General features: G+C 59.0%; 22 protein-coding genes. 18 read left to right on the top strand and 4 right to left on the bottom strand.

All coding sequences use genetic code 11. The annotated features are described in order from the left end of the window. Window positions 1–28: 28 nt before the first annotated feature. From ACO550_RS17355 to ACO550_RS17340, 4 genes are all read left to right on the top strand, one after another. Window positions 29–1300 (top strand): CoA transferase, encoded by a 1272-nt coding sequence (locus ACO550_RS17355; protein WP_315593217.1) that lies wholly within the window; start codon window positions 29–31, stop codon window positions 1298–1300. A gap of 17 nt (window positions 1301–1317) precedes the next feature. Then, window positions 1318–2511, top strand: a complete 1194-nt coding sequence (locus ACO550_RS17350; RefSeq protein ID WP_315593216.1) for a thiolase family protein — start codon at window positions 1318–1320, stop codon at window positions 2509–2511. After that, entirely contained in the window at window positions 2508–2933 is a 426-nt protein-coding gene (locus ACO550_RS17345) for a Zn-ribbon domain-containing OB-fold protein (RefSeq protein ID WP_315593215.1), read from the top strand. The genes ACO550_RS17350 and ACO550_RS17345 overlap by 4 nt, the downstream gene beginning before the upstream one ends. 98 nt (window positions 2934–3031) lie before the next feature. Further along, complete coding sequence (locus tag ACO550_RS17340) at window positions 3032–4186, top strand: acyl-CoA dehydrogenase family protein (RefSeq protein WP_315593214.1); 1155 nt, start codon at window positions 3032–3034, stop codon at window positions 4184–4186. A 68-nt stretch (window positions 4187–4254) separates the two neighbouring features. Here the strand turns inward: ACO550_RS17340 and ACO550_RS17335 are convergent, their stop codons facing one another. Beyond that, complete coding sequence (locus ACO550_RS17335) at window positions 4255–4728, bottom strand: MaoC/PaaZ C-terminal domain-containing protein (RefSeq protein ID WP_315593213.1); 474 nt, start codon at window positions 4726–4728, stop codon at window positions 4255–4257. A 3-nt stretch (window positions 4729–4731) separates the two neighbouring features. Continuing rightward, window positions 4732–5358 (bottom strand): DUF2889 domain-containing protein, encoded by a 627-nt coding sequence (locus ACO550_RS17330; RefSeq protein ID WP_315593212.1) that lies wholly within the window; start codon window positions 5356–5358, stop codon window positions 4732–4734. Window positions 5359–5461: 103 nt separating this feature from the next. Here ACO550_RS17330 and ACO550_RS17325 point away from each other — a divergent pair, with 103 nt between their 5' ends. The 3 genes from ACO550_RS17325 (at window position 5462) to ACO550_RS17315 (ending at window position 8342) form a co-directional block, all read left to right on the top strand. Further along, on the top strand, window positions 5462–6583 hold the full coding sequence (locus ACO550_RS17325) for a CoA transferase (protein ID WP_315593211.1): 1122 nt from the start codon (window positions 5462–5464) through the stop codon (window positions 6581–6583). Window positions 6584–6600: 17 nt separating this feature from the next. Beyond that, entirely contained in the window at window positions 6601–7578 is a 978-nt protein-coding gene (locus ACO550_RS17320; RefSeq protein ID WP_315593210.1) for a nitronate monooxygenase family protein, read from the top strand. A 74-nt stretch (window positions 7579–7652) separates the two neighbouring features. Continuing rightward, complete coding sequence (locus ACO550_RS17315) at window positions 7653–8342, top strand: nitroreductase family protein (RefSeq protein ID WP_315593209.1); 690 nt, start codon at window positions 7653–7655, stop codon at window positions 8340–8342. On the opposite strand, the gene ACO550_RS17310 is transcribed toward ACO550_RS17315, so the two are convergent. Then, a complete protein-coding gene (locus ACO550_RS17310) occupies window positions 8343–9152 on the bottom strand; it encodes a FadR/GntR family transcriptional regulator (protein WP_315593208.1) in 810 nt (269 codons plus the stop codon). Window positions 9153–9204: 52 nt separating this feature from the next. Next, window positions 9205–9972, bottom strand: coding sequence for a FadR/GntR family transcriptional regulator (locus ACO550_RS17305; protein WP_315593207.1), 768 nt, complete (start codon window positions 9970–9972; stop codon window positions 9205–9207). Window positions 9973–10201: 229 nt separating this feature from the next. Between ACO550_RS17305 and ACO550_RS17300 the strand changes: the two genes are divergently transcribed. The 11 genes from ACO550_RS17300 to ACO550_RS17250 form a co-directional block, all read left to right on the top strand. Continuing rightward, window positions 10202–11362: an acyl-CoA dehydrogenase family protein gene (locus ACO550_RS17300; protein WP_315593206.1), complete on the top strand. Its 1161-nt coding sequence runs from the start codon at window positions 10202–10204 to the stop codon at window positions 11360–11362. Window positions 11363–11371: 9 nt separating this feature from the next. Further along, window positions 11372–12511: an acyl-CoA dehydrogenase family protein gene (locus ACO550_RS17295; RefSeq protein ID WP_315593205.1), complete on the top strand. Its 1140-nt coding sequence runs from the start codon at window positions 11372–11374 to the stop codon at window positions 12509–12511. 31 nt (window positions 12512–12542) lie between these two features. After that, on the top strand, window positions 12543–14072 hold the full coding sequence (locus tag ACO550_RS17290; RefSeq protein WP_315593204.1) for an acyl-CoA synthetase: 1530 nt from the start codon (window positions 12543–12545) through the stop codon (window positions 14070–14072). Continuing rightward, complete coding sequence (locus tag ACO550_RS17285) at window positions 14072–15097, top strand: phosphotransferase (protein WP_315593203.1); 1026 nt, start codon at window positions 14072–14074, stop codon at window positions 15095–15097. Before ACO550_RS17290 ends, ACO550_RS17285 begins: the two co-directional genes overlap by 1 nt. Continuing rightward, window positions 15094–15444, top strand: coding sequence for a DUF6285 domain-containing protein (locus tag ACO550_RS17280; protein ID WP_315593202.1), 351 nt, complete (start codon window positions 15094–15096; stop codon window positions 15442–15444). The genes ACO550_RS17285 and ACO550_RS17280 overlap by 4 nt, the downstream gene beginning before the upstream one ends. Window positions 15445–15779: 335 nt before the next feature. After that, window positions 15780–16556: an SDR family oxidoreductase gene (locus tag ACO550_RS17275; protein ID WP_315593201.1), complete on the top strand. Its 777-nt coding sequence runs from the start codon at window positions 15780–15782 to the stop codon at window positions 16554–16556. A gap of 2 nt (window positions 16557–16558) precedes the next feature. Further along, window positions 16559–17629: a phosphotransferase gene (locus tag ACO550_RS17270; RefSeq protein ID WP_315593200.1), complete on the top strand. Its 1071-nt coding sequence runs from the start codon at window positions 16559–16561 to the stop codon at window positions 17627–17629. 28 nt (window positions 17630–17657) lie between these two features. Continuing rightward, a complete protein-coding gene (locus ACO550_RS17265) occupies window positions 17658–18695 on the top strand; it encodes a DUF7064 domain-containing protein (protein WP_315593199.1) in 1038 nt (345 codons plus the stop codon). Further along, window positions 18692–19513 (top strand): enoyl-CoA hydratase-related protein, encoded by an 822-nt coding sequence (locus ACO550_RS17260; protein ID WP_315593198.1) that lies wholly within the window; start codon window positions 18692–18694, stop codon window positions 19511–19513. The genes ACO550_RS17265 and ACO550_RS17260 overlap by 4 nt, the downstream gene beginning before the upstream one ends. Further along, the gene (locus tag ACO550_RS17255; protein ID WP_315593197.1) at window positions 19506–20384 is read left to right on the top strand and encodes a MaoC/PaaZ C-terminal domain-containing protein; all 879 of its coding nucleotides are present in this window, start codon (window positions 19506–19508) and stop codon (window positions 20382–20384) included. The genes ACO550_RS17260 and ACO550_RS17255 overlap by 8 nt, the downstream gene beginning before the upstream one ends. Window positions 20385–20462: 78 nt before the next feature. Next, window positions 20463–20715, top strand: a 253-nt coding sequence (locus tag ACO550_RS17250) for an electron transfer flavoprotein subunit beta/FixA family protein (protein ID WP_485994913.1), incomplete at its 3' end; no start/stop codon positions are given.

Genomic DNA, 20715 nt, shown 5'->3' with positions numbered 1-20715 from the left:
ACAGCAGCCGCTGGAACAGGAGATACGCGTGTTTGATCGAGCTCGAGTTGAGTCGTTACCGCAGCACGAGGCAACGTCCTCGAAAGGGAAGGGCGTCCTGGATGGCGTCCGTGTGGTTGATTTCACGCACTTTGTCGCTGGGCCGCTGGCGACCATGACATTGGCTGACTTTGGCGCAGATGTCATCAAAGTGGAGGCTCCTGTAAAGGGAGATGACTTCCGCTACTACCCGCCCATGGACCCCGAAATTCCTGCGCAAGGTGCTCCCTATCTGTGGACCAACCGCAACAAGCGCAGCATTGGCATCGATATGAAGTCCCCTGAGGGCCTTGCGCTCGCGAAGGCCCTGATTGCCGAAGCGGATGTGCTGGTCGAGAACTTCTCGACCGGCGTCATGGAGCGTTTCGGGCTGGACTACGAAACCTGTCGGGAGATTAATCCGCGACTGATTTACTGCTCGGTCTCTGCATATGGGCGCACCGGGCCCTATGCGGACCGCCTCGGGTTCGACCCTATCGCGCAAGCTGAGAGTGGTTTCATCTCGATGAACGGCTACTCGGATCGCCAGGGAGTCCGAACCGGCGCCGCCGTGATGGATATCAGTACCGCCATGATGGCCACCAACGCGATTCTTCTTGCGCTGCTCGGGCGCCAGAGGGATGGTGAAGGTCAGTTTGTCGAGGTGGCACTCTTTGACACCGCCATTCTGATGACCGGGTTCGCAGCCATGCAGCATTTGACCACCGGCTATGAACCTCAGCGTAACGGAAATACCAGCCCCGATACGTGCCCTTCGGGCGTGTTCCACTGTCAGGACGTGCCGTTCTACATCAACTGCGGCAATGACGGAATCTTTGTTCGTCTGTTCGAGCAGGTGCTGGAGCGACCCGATCTCGCTCACGACCCCGTGCTTTCGAAGCGCGCCAATCGCCTGGAGCGACGTGACGAGCTATTCAAGCTCATGGCGGAGGAGTTCGGCAAGCATCCGTGGCGCTATTGGCAGCCGAAGCTGCGTGCGGCAGGTGTCCCGAGTGGGCAAGTAAAGACGTTGTCAGAAGCACTATCGTCTGACGAAGCTGCCGCTCGACAACTGGTTACCCGCATTGAACATCCGGTGAAAGGCTGGATTCCGAACATCTCCACGCCACTCAGGCTGAGTCGCACACCCGCACGCGGCGCCACGGCCGCGCCGGCCGTGGGTGCAGACACTGAACAAGTGCTGAAGGATGTCCTGAAGCTCAGCGACAGCCAGATCGCCGAACTCAGCGCATCCGGCGCGTTTGGTGTCAAACAGGATTGAATCAGCCACGCAAGCATATGACCAGAAACGTAGCAATCATTGGCGCCAGTGCGATCCCGGTGGGGCGTCACCAGACAGCAGATGATGCAGCGCTCCAGACACTGGAGCACGAAATCATGACCCGCCTTGTTGTCGAGGCAGTCAAGGATGCCGGAGTCGACAAGCAGGATATCCAGAGCCTGGTTTTCACGCTTCCTCGTCCATACACACGCCAGAAGTACTTCCACACGTTCCTCATGGGGCAGCTTCGGTTGTCATGCCGGGGTAACGTCATGGAGGTAATGGGCAACGGCATGACCGCAGCCTTGGCGTTTGACCAGGCGTGCAACGACATCATGCTGGGAAGGTCTGAGGTGTCGCTTGCGCTCGGTATCAACATGGAGAGCGCTGTCTCTGCTGCCGAACACATGATGAGCAGCATGCGGACGACGGGTGATGTTGATTTCCATACGTCGGCCGGCTTTACGCCCATCGCATGGTATGCGATGGACGCCATGCGCTACATGCATGAGCACGGCGCCACAAAGGAGGAACTCTGCTCGGTTGCTGTAAAGAACCGATTCCATGCGTCCATGAACCCGCTAGCGCAGTATCGCAAGCCGGTAACGTTGGACGAAGTCGTTCAACAGCGCCCCATCGTCGAGCCGCTTGGGCTCTATGACGTTCCGCCGCGTGGCGATGGTGCGGCCTGCCTGGTTCTGGCTAGCGAGGAAGTTGCTCGCGAGATCGGGCGACCGTACGTGCTCGTAAAAGGACGTGGTTTCTTCCACGATGGCAGCCATCAAATCAGCGACGTCCCGAATGACATGATCGCATTCGAGTCGGCGAGACAGGCGGCTGCTACGGCTTACGAGCAAGCTGGCATTAGTGCAAAAGACGTCGATGTCGCCGAACTGTACGCGCCGTGCACGATTGTTGAAGTGCTAGTGAGTGAGGCAATCGGGCTGATTCCCAAGGGGCAAGGTGCACGCGCGGCATTCAATGGGGAGACACGTCTCGGTGGCCGCATTCCCATCTCGACATCTGGTGGTTTGACGTCCCGTGGCCACCCTGCGTACGTCACGTCGCTCTACAACTATGTGGAACTTGCAGAACAGTTGCGAGGAAGGGCAGGGGAGCGCCAGGTCAGGAATGCGCAGTTCGGCTTGGCTACAGGCGAACTCGGCAACTACAACGCGGCCATGATTCACGTTATGGAGGCAAAGCAATGACCCTCGAAGCACTGATTGTCGATGGCGAGCGTGCATACCCGCCGCGTGAATCCGAATTCACCAGGGAATTCTGGTCACAACTGGCAAAGGGCAGTTGGGTTACCACCCAATGTACCGATTGCAGTAAGACAACGTTCCCGCCAAAGCTCGTGTGCCCGCATTGCTGGTCGACGCAGATGGAATGGAAGGCCTTGGGCACTACAGGGACGCTGTACTCATGGACGCGCATTCACGCCGCGCCCGCTGTATTCGCTGCCGAGGCCCCCTACGCATGCGGAATCGTGGATCTCGATTGTGGGATTCGCCTGGCATGTCGCCTCGTTGAAGACAACGGGGCGACTCTGAAGATTGGTCAAGCAGTCGAAATGGTGGTTCTGCAGTACAAGGACGGTCCTCTGTTCGCAGCGCGGCCCAGCAAGTAGGTAACTTTCTTAACCAGCATCAACCGGGGGGCGCATAGCTCAGCCACTGCGCTGCGGCCCCATGCTGTTGCGAAATTCATAGTAGCTAGGAGATAACAATGTCGTTGATTAATACTGTCGGGCTGACTGAAGACCAGCGGATGATGCGTGAGGGCGTCCTCGACCTGCTCAATCGGGTCCTGCCGTGGGAAAAAGTCCGGAAGATGGACGAAGCCCGCGAATTCCCGCTCGAGGCCTACGAGGCACTGGCGGACGCAGGCTATATCGGACTGTTCTACCCCGAGCACCTTGGCGGGATGGGCGGCTCGTACCGCGACATCACTGTTCTCCTTGAAACGCTTGGCTACTACTACACGGGCATCGCGCAAGCGATTACGACTTCGGCGGTATACGCGGGCATGCATATCGCCAAGTTCGGTACGCCCGAGATGCAGCAGGAACTGATTCCGAAGATCATTTCCGGCAAGGCGAAGCTGGCACTGTGTATGTCCGAACCGGGTACTGGCTCCGACGTGGCAGGCCTCAAGACCTATGCGGAACCTGCCGGTGATGAGTACATCCTGAACGGTAACAAAGTCTGGATTACCTGCGGCCACGTGGCAGACTATTTTGTCGTCATCACGCGTACCGACCGGGAAGGTGGTCGCCATCAAGGCATCAGCACGTTGCTGGTCGATGCGAAAGCCCCGGGCGTTACGGTCCGTCCTCTGCAAATGCTGGGTCGCCGCACCACCCATGCCAATGAAGTGTTCTTCGATAACGTCCGTGTTCCCGCCAGGAATCTGTTCGGCGGCGAAGGCCGTGCCTGGAAGAACATCATGAGCTGCCTGGGTCTCGAGCGCCTTGGCCTGGCTGCCATCTCCGCGGGTCACTGCTTCAAGATCACGGAGTATGCCCGCGACTATGCGAAGGAACGGGTTCAGTTCGGTAAGCCAATTTCCGACTTCCAGGTCATTCAGCACAAGCTGGCAGACATGCTCATCCTGTCCGAGACTGCGCGTCAGGTAGTGTACCGGGCCGCCGATGTGCTGGACGCCGGGCAGGCTGCCGTGAATGAAGCGTCGATCGCCAAGATTGTGGCTAGCGAAAACAACTTCAAGTGCGCGGACATTGGCCTGCAGATCATGGGGGGCGCCGGCTACTCGATGGAGTACGACATGCAGATGTTCTTCCGCGATTCCCGGGTTGGCCCCATCGGTGGCGGCACCAACGAGATCCAACGCAACATCCTTGCCAAGCAGATGGATCTGTAACAGGGGCTTGTGTAGCAGGAGGGCAGGGCGCGCAAGCGCCCTGTTTTTCTTTGTCTGGCTTCGCGGCCTTACTGCGGACGGCGTCGATACAGCAATGTGGTAATCATGGAGTGGACTACCTCGCCTCGCTGATTCTTGACCTTGCGGTCGAACGTGACGACCCCTGACGTGCCCTTGCTGGAGAGCTTCTTCTCGATCGGGGTAATCACGACGTGGATGGTATCCCCGTGCTTGACGGGCAGATGCATGCGCCATTGGTCGTTGCCGAGCATGGCAATGATGGTCCCGTCATTGATGCCGCTGAGGCATTGAAGACCACCTGCGATGGCCAGTACCAGCGGACCGTGGGCAATTGGCTCTCCATAGGATTGCGTCTTGCAAAACTCGTGATCAATATGCGGCGCATTGTGGTCCCCGGACAGGCACGCGAAGTTGACAATGTCGGTCAACGTCACTGTGCGACGTGAGGTGATGATGGTCTTCCCGATCTCGAAGTCTTCGAAGTACATGCCACGGGGCTTGCGGTCTTCAATTTCAGACATGGTTCATTCCTTATCCGGCTCTGCACCGGCAACATCGTTGGGTTGATAAAACTGAGGGAGATGATCTCGCACCACCGGACCATCGATTCGCCAGGACCGGCACTGGTTGAGGTAATGGGGGCGTCCTCCATCAAGAGGATCTTTACCCCGGTTTTTGCGCTGCTGGGCTTGCCAGGTCGGAATGGCCTGGAACGCCGCAGTGGCCATGTTGACAAGCAGTTCACGAAGGTGAGTGCAGCTCTCCGTGCCGCCGAGACGTTCGTTGATCGTGTGGCGCCAGCCATATCCCATGCGTACGCCTACCATCGTTTCCAGGCTGTCTTCAATCTCCCGGCATACGCGGAACGGAACGGCCTCCATGCGACTGACGACGTCTCGCACGGTCAGTTCCTCATCCACCACCAGCGCGATCACCATGTGATGTACGGAGGTTCCAGCTGGAAGGTTGCCTTTCTCCGCCACCATGGTGTCGTAGTTGCGGAAGTCGCGCATTTCGCCTTCGATCTCCCATAGCGCATCGCCGCGCCGGTAGCACCGGTATTGCACTTGGCGCGTGTGCAGCAAAACTCGCTCTATATTCATGAACGCCACCGCTCTGGTTTTAATGGTTGAGCCATTGTATAGTTGCATCAATGGTCGTTGCAATGGCCGTTGGTGGCTCAAATGCTGATGAGTTAGCCGGCTGCATGCGATGAGGCTGTTCTGCTGACAACATTGAACTACTGGAGACTTCATGAATCGAGATAGCGCTTCGCCAGCGTCGGGACCACTCGCAGGATTGCGTGTGATTGAGATGGCTGGCATTGGCCCGGGGCCATTCGCTTGCATGCTCCTGTCGGACCTGGGTGCCGAGGTGGTCCGAATTGACCGGAGCGATGCGAAGCTGGGGGATCGATTCGACATCGTCGGCCGTGGGCGCAAGACGGTGCTCCTGGACCTCAAGAATCAAGCGGATGTTGAGAAGGTGCTCGAACTCGTTTCAGAAGCTGATGTTTTGGTGGAAGGGTTTCGGCCGGGGGTCATGGAGCGCTTGGGCCTTGGTCCTGCAGAGGTTGAGAAGCGCAATCCAAAGCTTGTGTATGGACGGATGACAGGCTGGGGGCAGGACGGACCGCTAGCCCTCGCTGCTGGCCACGACATCAACTACATTGCAATTTCAGGTGCGCTGGCAGCCATTGGCGAGGCTGGACGGGCGCCGGTCCCTCCGCTCAACCTGGTGGGTGACTACGGCGGCGGGAGCCTATATCTCGTTGTTGGAATTCTGGCCGCTGTATTCGAAGCGCAACGCTCGGGCAAGGGCCAGGTTGTCGATGCTGCAATCTGCGATGGTGCGGTGTCTCTCACGAGTCTGTTTCACACGCTACGCTTGCGCGGTCACTACGTCGAGAAGAAGGCAAGCAACGTGCTCGACGGCGGGGCGCCCTATTACAAGTCTTACGAGACTTCCGATGGTGAATACGTCTCGGTCGGTCCCATCGAGCCGAAGTTCTTCGCATTGCTCTGCGAGAAGCTGGGTGTGCCTGCCGAATTGCAGAAATCCCAGAATGATCGGGCCAGGTGGTCGGAGCTCGAAGCCTTCTTTGCCGAGGCATTTCGAACGGAGACGCGCGCTCACTGGTGTCAACTCCTCGAGGGCACGGATGCATGCTTCGCTCCAGTCCTGACACTGAGCGAAGCTGAAAAGCACCCGCATCTTCAGCACAGGGAGTCCTTCGTATCTGTCGATGGAGTCCAGCAACCGGCGCCTGCCCCGAGATTCTCCCGGACGCCCGGCTCCGTTCAGGGACCGGCGCCCAAGGCGCCCGTCAGTCCGGCCGACCTTCTCGAGGCATGGCGGGGATCCTCGCGCGCATGACGTCCGAAAGGTTCTACATGAAAACACGCATTACGGAATTACTGGGTACCGCCTATCCGATCATCCAGGGTGGTATGCAGTGGGTAGGGCGAGCAGAGCTCGCCTCCGCCGTCTCAAACGCAGGCGGGCTCGGGGTGCTGACCGGTCTGACTCAGCCTGATCCAGAGGCCTTGCATCGGGAGATTGGTCGCTGTCGTGAAATGACTGACCGGCCTTTCGGCGTCAATATGACGATCTTTCCGACTATCAAGCCACCGCCGTATGCCGAGTACATCGACGCCATTATCGAGAACGGCGTTGGTGTGGTGGAGACGGCTGGAAACAAGGCGCTCGAATACCTCCCCAAGCTCAAGGCTGCCGGGGTCAAGGTTATCCATAAGTGCGTTGCCGTCCGGCATGCGCTCACAGCGGAACGACTTGGCGTGGATGCCATCAGCATTGATGGTTTCGAATGTGCCGGGCATCCCGGTGAGGAAGACATTCCGGGGATGGTGCTGATTCCGATAGCTGCCCGGCAACTTCGGGTGCCTGTCATTGCATCGGGTGGCATTGCTGATGGTCGCGGCATGGCCGCTGCCCTGGCGCTCGGTGCCCATGGCGTGAACATGGGGACGCGCTTTTGCGCGACACGGGAAGCGCCGATTCATGACAACATCAAGCAGCGGCTTCTGGGCGCAAGCGAGCGCGACACCAATCTTATCTTCAGGACGCTGAAGAATACGGCGCGGGTATTGAAGAACGTCGTGTCGGACGAGGTCGTGGCCACCGAACGTCGTCCTGGTGGTTGTGAGTTTGACGATATACGTCATCTTGTGGCCGGAGCTCGAGGGAAAGCTGCCTTGCAAGAGGGTGATCCCGATGGCGGGATCGTGACTGCTGGAATGGTGGTCGGCTTGATTCACGACATCCCGAGCTGTGAAGAATTATTGGAGCGGATGGTTGCCGAATGCCGTGAGAGCCTGACGAGCGCGAGCGCGTTGGCAGTAGTTCGATAGTCGTTCGATAGTCGTGGATGAATCGATGTCGAGGTCCGACAGTGGCGAGGACCGAGTATCTGGAGAGATGAGATATGAATAATCGTGAGGAGCAGGCAAGCTCCATCCTTGAGCATCTTCTTTCGGCGCGACATAGCTGTCGCGCATTTCTACCTGAGGAGGTCCCGCAGGACGTGGTAGAGCGAATCGTGTCGCTCGCACAGCGCACCGCATCATGGTGTAACGCCCAGCCGTGGCAGGTGGTCATTACTCGCGGCGCGGCAACCGAGCGCTTTCGTGAGGCCATGCTGGCCCCGTCGGAGCAAGATGACAAGCGTCCGGACTTCGAGTGGCCGCGAGAGTATCGAGGGGTTTATCAGGAGCGCCGCCGGGAATGCGGCCTGGCGCTTTATGACGCAGTTGGCGTTGTGCGTGGCGACCGCGCGGCGTCTGCAAAGCAGGCGCGCGAGAACTTGCGGTTATTTGGTGCTCCGCATGTGGCAATTGTGACCAGCGACGAGGCCCTTTCTACTTACGGGGCGGTCGACTGCGGCGGCTACGTGGCCAACTTCATGTTGGCGGCGACCAGCCTGGGTGTTGCCACAATTGCGCAGGCTGCGCTGGCTTCCCGCCCTGAACGGGTCCGGGAATGTCTCGATCTGCCGGAGGACAGGCGCATTGTATGCGGGATTTCCTTCGGCTTCCCCGACACACGTCATCCGGCCAACACATTCCGAACGAGTCGCGCTGACCTGTCTTCGGCAGTAAAGTGGCTTGACGCCTGACTAGGTGCTTTTTTTTGCGGCGGGGCGCTTCTGTCGGGACTTCGGCGCCTCTTCTTTCCCGGTAACGAGCGAAAGATAAGCCTGCTGGAGCCGTTTGAGGCTGGCCTCCATCTCGGCAACAGCAGCATCGGCATCCTTGGCGTGCATGTGTTTCATGAAACGCTTGCGGGACGGCAGCACGAAGTTGTTCTCGTATTCGCCAATACTGTTGACGAACTTGCCCAGCACGGCCAGCAGGCCGTCCATCATGATGACCATGATGGGGTTGCCCGACATCCTGGCAAGTGCGCGATGAAAATCGAAGTGAAGCTCGGCACGACGGGGGAAGTCGCCTTCTTCTGAAGCCCGGGTTACATCGTCGATATTCTGCTGCAGTGCAGCCAGATCTTCGGCGGTCGCGCGCTCGCACGCTTCGCGAACAATGATGGACTCAAGCCAGATACGGGCTTGCGTCAGTTGATCCGGCGAAATGGACCCGACGTGATACAAGTCCATCAGGCTATTCGAGATGGCGAGGCCGGACCCTTCGCTGATGAACGCTCCGCCGCTAGCCCCCTTCTGAAGCCGGATCAATCCAGCATGCTCGAGGGAGCGGAGAGCCTCTCGCAGGGTGTTGCGAGAGACGCCGAATTGAACTGCTAACGCTCGCTCCGCCGGCAGTCTGCTACCGACTTTGAGTCTTCCTTCCGCAAGCTCCGCGCGGATTTGATCGGCGATCTCTTCGAAGGCTCTAGCTGAGCGGACAGCTTCAAAACGAACGCCTCCAACATCAGGGGAGGCATCTGCGGATTTCAACGGAGAGGTGGTCATAGGCTTACAAGCGTGGTCGAGTTACTGCGGCAATCGTGCGAGTTGGAGGTGATCAAGCGGCAACCTTCCGCTTTTTTGCGGGCTTCTTGCTCTCGCTTTCCAGATATTCGCTGACATGCCGCAAGTGTGTGGTCATTGCCTGGCGAGCCCCCTCGGCATCACGCTGCCGCAGGCGCGCCATGACCTTTCGCCGAACTTGCATGATGTCCCGCCGTGGCTCAGGGGCGATCTGCGCCAGCAGCTTCCGAATGATCTCCGACAAGGCATCGACCATCAGCACGATGACTGCATTGTGGGTTGCCTGGGCTATGAGTCGGTAGAACTCGATGACTGATTTGGAGTTTCGTGACCCACCGCCTTGGCGGAACAACTCGGTGTGATAGGTGACGTCCGCTTCAATCGCGTCCAGTTCTTCCTCGGTGGCTCGTTCGCATGCCAGGCGGAGGGCTACAGTCATCAGCTCGATGCGAGCTTCAGTAACATTGGCTATCGAGACCTGACCAAGCGACACCAGATCCTGAACTGTTTGCGTCAGTCCAGTAGTGGTGTTGCCACTTCGGATGAAGAAGCCTCCGTTGATGCCGGTCCGCGCTTCCACAACGCCGGCGGCTTCGAGGCTGCGCAACGCTTCCCGCACCGAGCTACGGCTAACGTTGAACTGCTCTGCCAACTGAAGTTCACCGTTGAGCCGGTCGCCGGGCCGTAGTTCCCCGGCTGCGAGTTGTTGGCGGATCTGGTCGCTGACAGCTTCGAATGCCCGCCTCGTGCGCACGCGCTTGAAGATGGGACCCGCTGGACTTTCATCCGATTGGCTGGGCACGGCAGGTTTCATTTTCGTAGGCATTTTTTTGTGTCTTGCATTGGATCAACCTCTGTTCGTATGGTATCAGAGGATGGGCGCCTTATACGCCACTTGAAGTAATTCCTCCACGTCTTCACTGCTGGCTCATGCGGCTACCGGGCACAATCTTCTTGCCTTAAGTATAATGGTTGAACCAAAATAACACACGTGTTCGCGCAGTGCGAATCTACGTTGGAGGAGCAAGAAAATGGATCTACGACTGTCGCCCGCAGAGGAGGCATTCCGCGCGGAGGTGCGGGCCTTCATTGCAGAGAGACTGCCTGCGGAAATTCGCGCCCGCTTGCGAGCAGGGCACCCGCCGCAGAAGGAAGATACCGTGACGTGGCAGCGCATCCTCAATGAAAAGGGCTGGGCAGCGCCACACTGGCCACGCAAGTACGGCGGCGCCGAGTTGGGCCAGATGGAGCGGCTTATTCTGATGGATGAGTTGTACCGGGCGCCGGCGCCGCTGCCTCAGGTCTTTAACGTGACAATGTTGGGACCAGTCTTGATGCGGTATGGCACGCCTGAGCAACGCGAGCATTTCCTGCCGAAGCTCGCGAACCTCGACCTGTGGTTCTGTCAGGGGTTCTCCGAGCCCGGCTCCGGCTCCGACCTGGCATCGTTGCGAACCACCGCGAAGCGCGACGGCGAACACTATGTTGTCAACGGACAGAAAATCTGGACCACTACAGCTCATTGGGCTGACTGGGTCTTTGCTTTGGTGCGAACCAACCCGGAAGGCCGAAAGCAGGAGGGCATCTCGTTCCTTCTCATCGACCTGAAGTCGCCTGGCATCACCGTCAGGCCGATTCGTTCCATTGATGGCGATCATCACCTGAACGAGGTGTTCTTCGACGACGTACGCGTACCGGTCGCCAACCTTGTCGGTGAGGAAAACCGCGGCTGGGATTGCGCAAAGTTCCTGTTGGGCAATGAACGTACGGGCATTGCCAACGTAGGCCTGTGTCGCGAGCGCCTGGACTATGCACGTGAGTGTGCCAGTCGGACCCGTCAGGGTTCCGGAAAGCTAATCGACGATATCAAGCTGCGTTCCGAGTTCGCTGCGCTGGATGCAGAGATCCGTGCATTGGAAGTGACAAACTGGCGGTTCCTGCTTACGCCGAGTGCGCAGGCCGAGTTGCCGGCGTTTGCCTCCGTGCTCAAGTTGAAGGGCGTCGAGTTGCAACAGGATATCAATGCGCTCCTGGCCCGCATCGCCGGTCCTCTGGGACTGGAAAAACGAGGCAAGGACGACACGGTGCACGGACCGCTGACGCCGCGCTACTTCTACTCGCGCGCCGCCAGCATCTACGGTGGCACCAGCGAGGTACAAAAAGACATCCTGGCCAAGGCAATTGTGGGATAGGGAGACAAAGTGAATTTCGAACTGAACGATGACCAACGGGCTATTCAGGATAGCTTGCGACGGCTACTCGCGGATCGCTACGGATTTGAGAGCCGTCGGGCGTATGCCGAGAGCAGTGACGGGCATGATCAGCAATCGTGGGCTGGACTATCAGAACTCGGACTTACGGCGCTTCTGGTGCCGGAAACCCTGGACGGATTCGGTGGCGGCGCGGTAGCGCTGCTTCCCGTCATGCAAGAGCTTGGGGCCGTGTTGTCCCTGGAACCGTTCCTCGCAGCAAACGTGCTGCCGGTCACCGCTCTGCGACCGTTCGGTAGCGAGCCCCGGCCAAAGGAGGCTTTTCTCGAAATGGCAACGGGAACCCGAAGGCTGGCGTGGGCGCATGATGAGGCGGGACGACGCCACGCACCGTGGTGGGTAGAAACCATCGCCACCAACGAAGACGGAAAATGGCTGCTGAGCGGCCAGAAGACGAATGTGCTGGGGGGCGGGCGGACCGATCAATACATTGTGAGCGCACGCGTCCAGGGTTCACCAGGCGATACGGATGGCTGTGCGCTCTTTCTCGTCGACGCAGGCCAGGCGGGGTTGGATGCGCGTGGCTTCCGGCTGGTAGACGACACCTCGGCCAGTGAGCTTGTTCTGCGCCAGGTGGAAGCTACACCTCTTGGCAATCCCCTTGACGGTCAACGTGCATTGCAGGCAATCGAGAACACCCAGGCAATGGGTATCGCTGCAGTGTGCGCGGACATGGTCGGCGCGGCGAGCGCAGCATTTCGGCTCGCGATGGACTATCTGAATACGCGCAAGCAGTTCGGGCGACTGATTGGAGAGAATCAGGCGTTGCGTCATCGCGCGTCCGAGATGCTCGTAAGTCTGGAAATGGCCAAAAGCATGGCCATGGCGGCGGCTGTGGCAGTGGATGATCATGAGTCGGAGGGTGCTGACCTTGACTTGCATCGTGCAAAACTGTCGGTGGCCAAGCACGCACGAGCAGTCACGCTCGGCGCGATTCAATTGCACGGTGGCATTGGTATGACCGAGGAGTACGCTGTCGGGCACTATTTGCAAAGAGTGCACGTGTTAGACCAACTCTTCGGAGACGGTGATTCGCACGCCTCGAAGCTGGCGTCATTGATTTACGCGTAGATAAAGACAAGACCAACGGAGTGAGACAGAAATGAGCGAAGCTACCATCTACCTGGATGGGCGCCCGAAGGCGCGCGAAGAGGTACTACAGCAAGCACTGCGTGCCGCCACGGGATTCGACCAGATGGGCATTCGAGAGGGCGATACGGTCGCCTTGCTCCTGCGTAATGACTTCGCGTTTTTTGAGGTGCAGCAGGCCGCCGCAGCCATCGGAGCGTATTCGGTACCGTTGAACTGGCACGGTAAGGCAGAAGAGATTCTCTACGTTCTCGACGATGCGAAGCCCAAAGTCCTGGTTGCTCATGCCGACCTGCTGGAACCGATGCGCTCCCAGATACCGGCAGGCATCAAGGTGCTGGTGGTCCCAACGCCGCCGGAAGTCCAACAGCGCTATGGGATTGCAGGGCAGCTAACAAAACCCCAAGAAGGTGACGTGTCGTGGAGTGCCTGGTGCCAGCCGTTCGAGCCCTGGGAGCTGCCCGCCAGGCGCGGCCGAGCTACCATGATCTACACCTCGGGAACCACCGGCCACCCAAAGGGCGTCAAGCGGGATCCGGCCAGCCCTGAGCAGGCGCAGGCATACGTGAAGCTGATCGAGCAAGTCTATGGGCTGACCCCAGGCGTACGTTCGCTCGTCACCGGACCGCTGTATCACGCGTCGCCCAACGCCTATGGCAGGCAAGCGCTGATGGCCTCGGACGTGCTGGTGCTGCAATCCAAGTTCGATCCGGAAGAGACGCTGGCCGCCATCGAGAAGTACCGCATTACCAATGCGGTGATGGTGCCCACCATGTTCATTCGAATCCTGAAGCTCCCGAAGGAAGTGCGTGATCGTTACGACGTGAGCTCACTGAAGTGGGTGACCCATACGGGGGCGCCTTGCCCGCGGGAGGTCAAGCAAGAGCTCATGCAGTGGTGGGGGCCGATTATCTATGAAACGTATGGTGGCACGGAAGTCGGCACGGCAACGGTGGCGACGCCTCAGGACTGGCTTGAGCATCCAGGCACGGTCGGCGTACCAACGCCAGGCACCCGGATTGCCTTCTACGGAGAGGACGGGCAACGCGTAGAGGATGGCTCGCCAGGTGAAATCTACATGCGGGTGCCGGCATACGCAGACTTTACGTATCTGAACAACGAGGAAAAGCGCAAGAATGTTGAACGGGACGGGCTAATCAGTGTAGGGGACGTCGGCTACCTGAAGGACGGTCGGCTCTACCTGTGCGATCGGCGTTCGGATATGGTCATCTCGGGCGGGACGAACATCTACCCCGCGGAGATTGAGATGGTGCTCACACAATGCCCCGGTGTGCACGATTGCGCTGTATTCGGTATCCCCGATGAAGATTTCGGCGAATCGCTTGCTGCTGCGGTGGAACTCATGCCGGGGGCAGAACTGAGTGCAGCCGATATCCAGAAGTATCTGGCATTGCATCTCGCGAAGTACAAGGTCCCAAAACGCATAGATTTCCATGCGTCGCTGCCGCGCGAAGACAGCGGCAAGATTTTTAAACGGCGGCTGCGGGATCCTTTCTGGAAAGCAGCGGGACGGAGGATCTGATGGATGGCGCGGCGGACCATCAACGCTTTGCGGAGAGGTTACAGCGAGTCCTTCGGAAAGGTGCAGGGGAGAGCGGCGAGGTTGCCAGACTCCGGCGGCTTACCGGTGGCGCGACCAAACAAACCTGGGCATTTGAATGGCATTCCCGGGGCGCTGCCCAGGAAATGATCTTGCAGCTCACGGGGACATTTACTGGAGCATCCGGTCGGGTGCCCAAGCTTACGGCCCGTGAGGATGCGACCGTAATGAAGGCGGCGCGCAGCGCGGGTGCTCCGGCGCCAGTGGTGCGTGCGATCCTTGAGGACGTTGATGGCATGGGTCCGGGTTACATCACGGAGTTCATCCATGGTGAAACGCTTGGACGGAAAATCGTACGTGACGAGGGGTTTGCGAGTGCGCGCCAGATGTTGGCGAAACAGTGTGGCGAAGTACTTGCCACCATTCACCAGGTAGCGACCGAAGGCCTGTCATTCCTCAAGGTCATGTCACCGGCGGAGGAGCTCTCTGCATACCGGGAACTGCTCGACGAGTGTGGCGTACGAAATCCGGCGCTGGCTTATGCGCTGCGCTGGGTCGAGGAGCATCTTCCTGAGTCCTGTTCGAGTGCGTTGGTCCACGCCGACTTCCGTACCGGCAACCTGATTGTTGGCCCGGACGGATTACGGTGCGTCCTGGACTGGGAGATTGCCAGGGTAGGGGACCCCATGCAAGACCTGGGGGTTCTCTGTATGCGGAGTTGGCGTTTTGGGGGCGCGTTGGATGTCGGGGGCTTCGGTCAACGCGAAGACCTTTACGCAGGCTATGAATCCGTTTCCGGTGTAGCCGTCGACCCCGAAAGAGTGAGGTTCTGGGAGGCGTTCGCAAATCTCAAATGGGCCATCGCATGTGCCAGACGCGGCTCCGCTCAAACACAAGGTGGCGGACAGGCGAGCCTGGAGCTTAGTGCTATCGGGCGACGGCTTGAAGAGCCGCTGTGGGACTTCATGACTTTGACCGGTCCATACGAGAAGGGGAGATACCAATGACCGAGTTCGTACCAGAAGCCGATCGGTTGCTCCTTGCGGCCTCCGACTACCTTGAGAGCTCTCTGCTTCCCACGCTTGAGGGCTACCATCGATTCCAGACGCGAGTCTGCATCAATGTTGTGCGAACTGTGATGCGTGAACTGCAGTTGCGGGTGTCGGCAGAAGAGGGCGAACAACGCCGTGTTGAAAGCCTTCTAGGCACGACGGGAAGCCTTGAGGAACTGAACACCGAAATGTCCTCGCGATTGGCTTCGGGGGAACTCCCGTTAGATCATCCTGGACTGGTAGACCACCTGCTTCTCACATTGCAGGACTCGCTCAAGATCAACAGTCCGCACTGGGCTTGACAGGCCAGGGGGACCAGCCCGCGCACCTACGGCCCGTTGCCGATCGCAGGCAACGGGCAACGGGCAACTGGAAACTGGCGCAGCTTCACGCCATGCGCCGTGTACACCTGCATCAAATACCCCGCTTACCTCCGCTTCCCCCCCCCCGCTTTTTGCAGCCCGGTAATCCGGGCTGAAGCACCTCTCCTCACCAAATATCGATCTGCAGCCTGCCACGCCAAGGTAATCCGCGCATTGTGCATCGAAGGCGGTATTTGCTGCTTCGCTGCGAAATCTCGTTGACGTTGCAACGCCTCCGAAATATCATTGGTTCAACCAAATAAATAAAGAGGCAAATGATGTCGCAAATCGTGTCGTTGGAAGGTCGTACCATCGTGGTGACAGGGGCAGCCCAAGGCATCGGCAAAGCTGTGGTCGAACTTGGCTTGGAGCTTGGCGCAAACGTTGTTGCCGTCGACCTGAACGGCGAGACGCTCAACGCATCCCTTGCGCCGTTGCCGGCAGACCGGGTGATGGCCGTTGCCGGCAGCGTCGCCGATTCCGCGCTTGCTACGCGGGCTATTGCTGACGCCGTGGAGCGATTCGGCGCCGTGCATGGCCTGGTCAACAATGCGGGGATCATTCGTCCGGCGATGATCGACAAGATGACGGATCAGCAATGGCAGGATGTCATCGACGTTCATCTCAGCGGCTCTTTCTACTGGATGCGTGCCGTTGGGCAGCACATGGTCGCGCGCGCCAAGGACGGGGACAAGGCGGGTGGTTCCGTCGTCAACATCTCGTCGGATGCAGGCCGGAAGGGCTCCATTGGGCAGATCAACTATTCCGCGGCAAAGGCAGGCATGCTCGGCATGACCATGACAGCCGCCCGGGAGTGGGGGCGCTATAACGTCCGCGCCAACTCGGTTTGCTTCGGTGTGGTGGAGACGCCAATGACCGAGGTCGTTCGCGGTGAGAAGTTCCGGGACAACATGCTGGCTCAGATTCCCCTGGGTCGTTGGTCGACGCCTGATGAAGTGGTCAAGACAGTGTGCTTCCTGCTGTCGGATGCCTCGAGCTATGTCACGGGTCAGCATCTCGGCGTCAACGGCGGATTCCACATCAGTCTGTAATCATGGAATCCGGCGACATCCTCCAGGCAGGCTCCGGCGTTGTCGAGCGCCTGGCTGCGTACATGCGTAAGCAGGTTGGTCCATTCGAAGGTCAGCTGAAGGTTAGCCGGATTCTGGGTGGCCAATCCAATCCCACCTACATTCTCGATGCAGGTCAGGACCGCTATGTACTTCGTCGCAAGCCATCTGGCACGCTGCTTCCATCTGCCCACGCGATCGAGCGCGAGTACCGGGTCATGCAGAGTCTGGCGCCAACGCAGGTGCCTGTCCCTCGTGTACGGGTACTTTGCGAGGACGTTGCTGTCCTTGGCAGCGCCTTCTACATCATGGATTTTGTAGCGGGCCGCATCTTCGACGACCAGACGCTGCCGAGCCTGGCAAACGACGAACGTCGTGCTGCATATGACGAACTGAATCGTGTCATGGCAGCGCTGCATCTGGTCGACTACAAGCGTATCGGCCTGGCGGACTATGGACGGGAGGGGCGCTATGTCGAACGCCAGATCGAGCGGTGGACACGGCAATACCGATCCTCGGAGACGCATCGGATCGATGCAATGGAAACACTGATTCAGTGGCTCCCGACGAGTATTCCGAAACAGACAAGTACCACGATCGTTCACGGTGACTATCGTTTGGACAATGTTGTGTTCCATCCCACGGAATGGCGCATCGTCGCGGTGCTCGACTGGGAACTGTCAACACTAGGCGATCCGTTGGTCGACTTCGCGTACCACTGCATGAACTGGCATCTGGAGTTGGGGACCCATCGAACCCTGGCGGGTGTCGATGTTGACAGCCTTGGCATTCCCGACGAGCGAAAGTACGTCCGCATGTACGGTAACCATGTCGGAATCGAGGCACCAGAGGGGATTGACAGATGGCCCTTCTATATGGCGTTCAACATGTTCCGGCTCGCTGCGATCCAACAGGGCGTGGCTCGCCGGGCGCGCGACGGAAACGCGGCGAACGATAACGCAAGGAACGTAGCAGCGCGGGTTGAAGCGACGGCGGAGGCCGGACTGCGGATGGCCAGGAACGACAGATTTTTCCTGGCCAGCGCCACGTATTGACTCCCAACCTGCAAGGAGATCGCACACGATGTACATGCCCCCTGGCACCAAGCTTCTGTTAGACCCTAAAGACGAGTACACGCATACGCCAGAAGCTGTTTCAAACTACAACGAGAGCATGTACTTCAATGCTTTCGACACCACCAACAGAATTGGGCTGTGGGTCCGGATTGGCAACCGGGTGAATGAGGGACACGCCGAGATGAGTTGCTGCGTGTACCTGCCGAACGGCCAGGTTGGATTCATGTTTTCCCGCCCCAAGATATCCAGCAATGACGCGATGGAAGCGGGCGGAATGCGCTTTGACGTGCTGGAGCCATTCAAGCGGTTGCGGGTTTCGTATGCGGGCGAACTGCTCGTCATGGATGATCCGCTCGCCATGGCAGACCCCAGCGCCGCCTTCAAGCGCTATCCCAAGCGACCCGCCTCGATCTCTCTCGAGTTCACCGGCGTCTCACCGATGCACGGCGGCGAGATCGTCAAACTCGACGGCTCACCGCTTGACCTTGATGCCGAGCACGCGGTTTATCGAGGTCACACAGAGCAGCATATGGGGGTGCGCGGAAATGTCGCCGTGGATGGCGCCGAATACAGGTTCGAGAACGGGACAGGTTATCGGGACAAGTCCTGGGGGCCTCGGCATTGGCACAGCTTCTCCTGGTACAAATGGCTGCCCGTGGCCTTTGACCGGGATTTCGGCGTGCTGTTTTCCGTCAAGGATCCAAACGTCGCTGCGCTTCCGATCAGCGGCAACGTACTTGTAAACGGTGAGTACGAGCCGGTCATCGATGGTCGCGTCGAGACGGAATACGACGAAGCCTATTACCCCAGGCGTCTGACCGCCTGGATCACCACGGCCAGGAAGACGTACGTGGTGGAAGGAAAGGTTCTGACTACGGTGCCGCTTCGCCATCGGCGCGCAGACAGTGCCTCGACGTCGTACACGCGCATCACGGAAAGCCTGACCGAGTACACCTGCGAAGGCCGTCGAGTACTTGGTATGACGGAGTACTGTGACGTGATTCAGGATGGTGTTCCGCTTTCCATTAAGCAAGGGCAAGCATGAGCCAGACTGATGAAATCAACCTGGAGTACCAGGACGGTGTAGCGGTCGTAACGTTGAACCGGCCTCAGGCAAAGAACGCACTGACGGTCGCCATGACCGATGCGATGGCCGAGATGTTCCGTTCCTTCCGCTCAGACGAGCGAGTACGAGCAGTTGTCATGATTGGTGCGGGAAGCGACTTCTGCTCCGGTGGCGACGTCAAGGGTATGGGTGGCGGTGCACCTCGGAACACCGAGCAACGTCGACAGGCAATGAGCCCCTATCGGGAGTTGGTCCTGGCGATCTCGGCATTGGACAAGCCTGTGATAGCCGCGATCGACGGCGTCGCGTATGGCGGCGGCCTGAGTCTTGCGCTGCTGGCCGACCTCGTCATCTGTTCCCGTCGGGCCAGGATGGCGGTCGTCTTTCATCGAATCGGTCTGGTTCCGGATGTTGGGGCATGGTACACGCTGCCACGAATCGTCGGTGTTCAGCGGGCCAAGGAGTTGGTTTTCTCGGCGCGAGAGTTTCTCGCGGATGAGGCCCAGTCGATGGGCATTGCCATGGAAGTGGTCGCACCTGAAATCCTGAAGGAACGGGCGTTGGAAATGGCTCGCAGCTTTGAAGGTTCTTCAGCGACGGCAATCAGCTTGTCCAAGCAGGCGCTGCAGAAGTCTCTGCAGAACGACCTCGAAACGATGCTCAACATGGAAGCGGCTGGCCAGGCGATTGCGGCAGGCAGTGAGTACGCGCGCGAATCGATCCGCCGTTTCGCCTCAAAGGAGCCAGCGCAATTCCGTTGGCCCGCTCTTCCCAAAACCGAGTACACAAATGATTGATTATCTGAAGACAAAAGCCTGGGAGTCGGGCGAGGTCAAGCACACCTACACCGAGAAGGACAGCATCCTGTATGCGCTGGGGCTTGGCATCGGGGCAGACCCGATCGATGAGCGGCAACTCCGGTTCGTTTATGAGAAGGATCTTGTCACGCTTCCTACCATGGCGGCCGTACTGGCGTCTCCGGGATCCTGGATGCGCGACCGGAAGGAACTGGGGATTGACTTCCTGAAGCTGGTCCACGGCGAGCAGAGTGTGACCCTGCACAAGACGCTGCCCGCTGCCGGTTCGCTGGTCGGCAGTAGCCGTGTCACGCGCATCGTCGACAAGGGCGCTGGAAAAGGTGCAATTCTCCATGTTGAAAAGACATTGCGCGATGCTGCCAGTGGTGACCACCTGGCCACTGCGGAACAGGTTCTCTTCTTGCGCGGTGATGGTGGGTTCTCGGAGAACGGTGGCGGTGACGAAGCTGCTCCTGCAGCACCGGCGACCCCGGAAACGACACCCGATGTGTCGGTTGAACTGCCGACCCGTGCAGATGCAGCGCTCGTGTATCGGCTTTCCGGCGATCTGAATCCTTTGCATATTGACCCTGAAATCGCATCCAGGGCTGGTTTCGCACGTCCTATCCTCCATGGCCTGGCGACGTACGGCAATGCGTGCCATGGAATCGTCAAGGCATTCTGCGACTACGACCCTCGCAGGCTCACCTCGATCAGGGCGCGCCTGACATCACCGGTCTATCCAGGTGAAACGTTGGTGCTCGAGTGCTGGAAGCTTGGCGGCAACGAGGTTGCCTTCCGTGCTCGCCTGAAGGAGCGCGATGTCGTTGCACTTGCGAACGGACGGGCCACGCTGTCGGACAAGGTGTAACCGAGACGACTCGTCGGCATCCCTTTCGGGCGCTGAGTACCCATACCAATGGAGTTCAACAATCTCAAAGGTAATGCAGTGAAAATTCTTGTTGCAGTGAAGCGGGTAGTGGATTCCAACGTGAAGGTCCGTGTGAAGTCGGATGGCACGGGCGTTGACCTGGCCAGCGTGAAAATGAGTGCGAACCCGTTTGACGAAATCGCCGTGGAAGAGGCCGTGCGCCTCAGGGAAGCCGGTGTGGCGACCGAAGTGATCGCCGTGTCGTGCGGCACCACGCAGTGCCAGGAAACGCTGCGTACCGCGATGGCCATCGGCGCCGATCGCGGCATCC

The sequence above is a fragment of the Cupriavidus sp. genome (assembly GCF_057315035.1).
Note: the sequence above shows the minus strand (reverse complement) of the source record. Positions and strands in the feature narration are given on the sequence as shown.

Coding starts and splice junctions, on each gene's coding strand:
- ACO550_RS17255 (WP_315593197.1), top strand. CDS start 19,506: ATGATTGATTATCTGAAGACAAAAGCCTGGGAGTCGGGCGAGGTCAAG.
- ACO550_RS17260 (WP_315593198.1), top strand. CDS start 18,692: ATGAGCCAGACTGATGAAATCAACCTGGAGTACCAGGACGGTGTAGCG.
- ACO550_RS17335 (WP_315593213.1), bottom strand. CDS start 4,728: ATGTCTGAAATTGAAGACCGCAAGCCCCGTGGCATGTACTTCGAAGAC.
- ACO550_RS17310 (WP_315593208.1), bottom strand. CDS start 9,152: ATGACCACCTCTCCGTTGAAATCCGCAGATGCCTCCCCTGATGTTGGA.
- ACO550_RS17330 (WP_315593212.1), bottom strand. CDS start 5,358: ATGCAACTATACAATGGCTCAACCATTAAAACCAGAGCGGTGGCGTTC.
- ACO550_RS17320 (WP_315593210.1), top strand. CDS start 6,601: ATGAAAACACGCATTACGGAATTACTGGGTACCGCCTATCCGATCATC.
- ACO550_RS17285 (WP_315593203.1), top strand. CDS start 14,072: ATGGATGGCGCGGCGGACCATCAACGCTTTGCGGAGAGGTTACAGCGA.
- ACO550_RS17270 (WP_315593200.1), top strand. CDS start 16,559: ATGGAATCCGGCGACATCCTCCAGGCAGGCTCCGGCGTTGTCGAGCGC.
- ACO550_RS17340 (WP_315593214.1), top strand. CDS start 3,032: ATGTCGTTGATTAATACTGTCGGGCTGACTGAAGACCAGCGGATGATG.
- ACO550_RS17325 (WP_315593211.1), top strand. CDS start 5,462: ATGAATCGAGATAGCGCTTCGCCAGCGTCGGGACCACTCGCAGGATTG.
- ACO550_RS17350 (WP_315593216.1), top strand. CDS start 1,318: ATGACCAGAAACGTAGCAATCATTGGCGCCAGTGCGATCCCGGTGGGG.
- ACO550_RS17290 (WP_315593204.1), top strand. CDS start 12,543: ATGAGCGAAGCTACCATCTACCTGGATGGGCGCCCGAAGGCGCGCGAA.
- ACO550_RS17315 (WP_315593209.1), top strand. CDS start 7,653: ATGAATAATCGTGAGGAGCAGGCAAGCTCCATCCTTGAGCATCTTCTT.
- ACO550_RS17275 (WP_315593201.1), top strand. CDS start 15,780: ATGATGTCGCAAATCGTGTCGTTGGAAGGTCGTACCATCGTGGTGACA.
- ACO550_RS17300 (WP_315593206.1), top strand. CDS start 10,202: ATGGATCTACGACTGTCGCCCGCAGAGGAGGCATTCCGCGCGGAGGTG.
- ACO550_RS17345 (WP_315593215.1), top strand. CDS start 2,508: ATGACCCTCGAAGCACTGATTGTCGATGGCGAGCGTGCATACCCGCCG.
- ACO550_RS17265 (WP_315593199.1), top strand. CDS start 17,658: ATGTACATGCCCCCTGGCACCAAGCTTCTGTTAGACCCTAAAGACGAG.
- ACO550_RS17280 (WP_315593202.1), top strand. CDS start 15,094: ATGACCGAGTTCGTACCAGAAGCCGATCGGTTGCTCCTTGCGGCCTCC.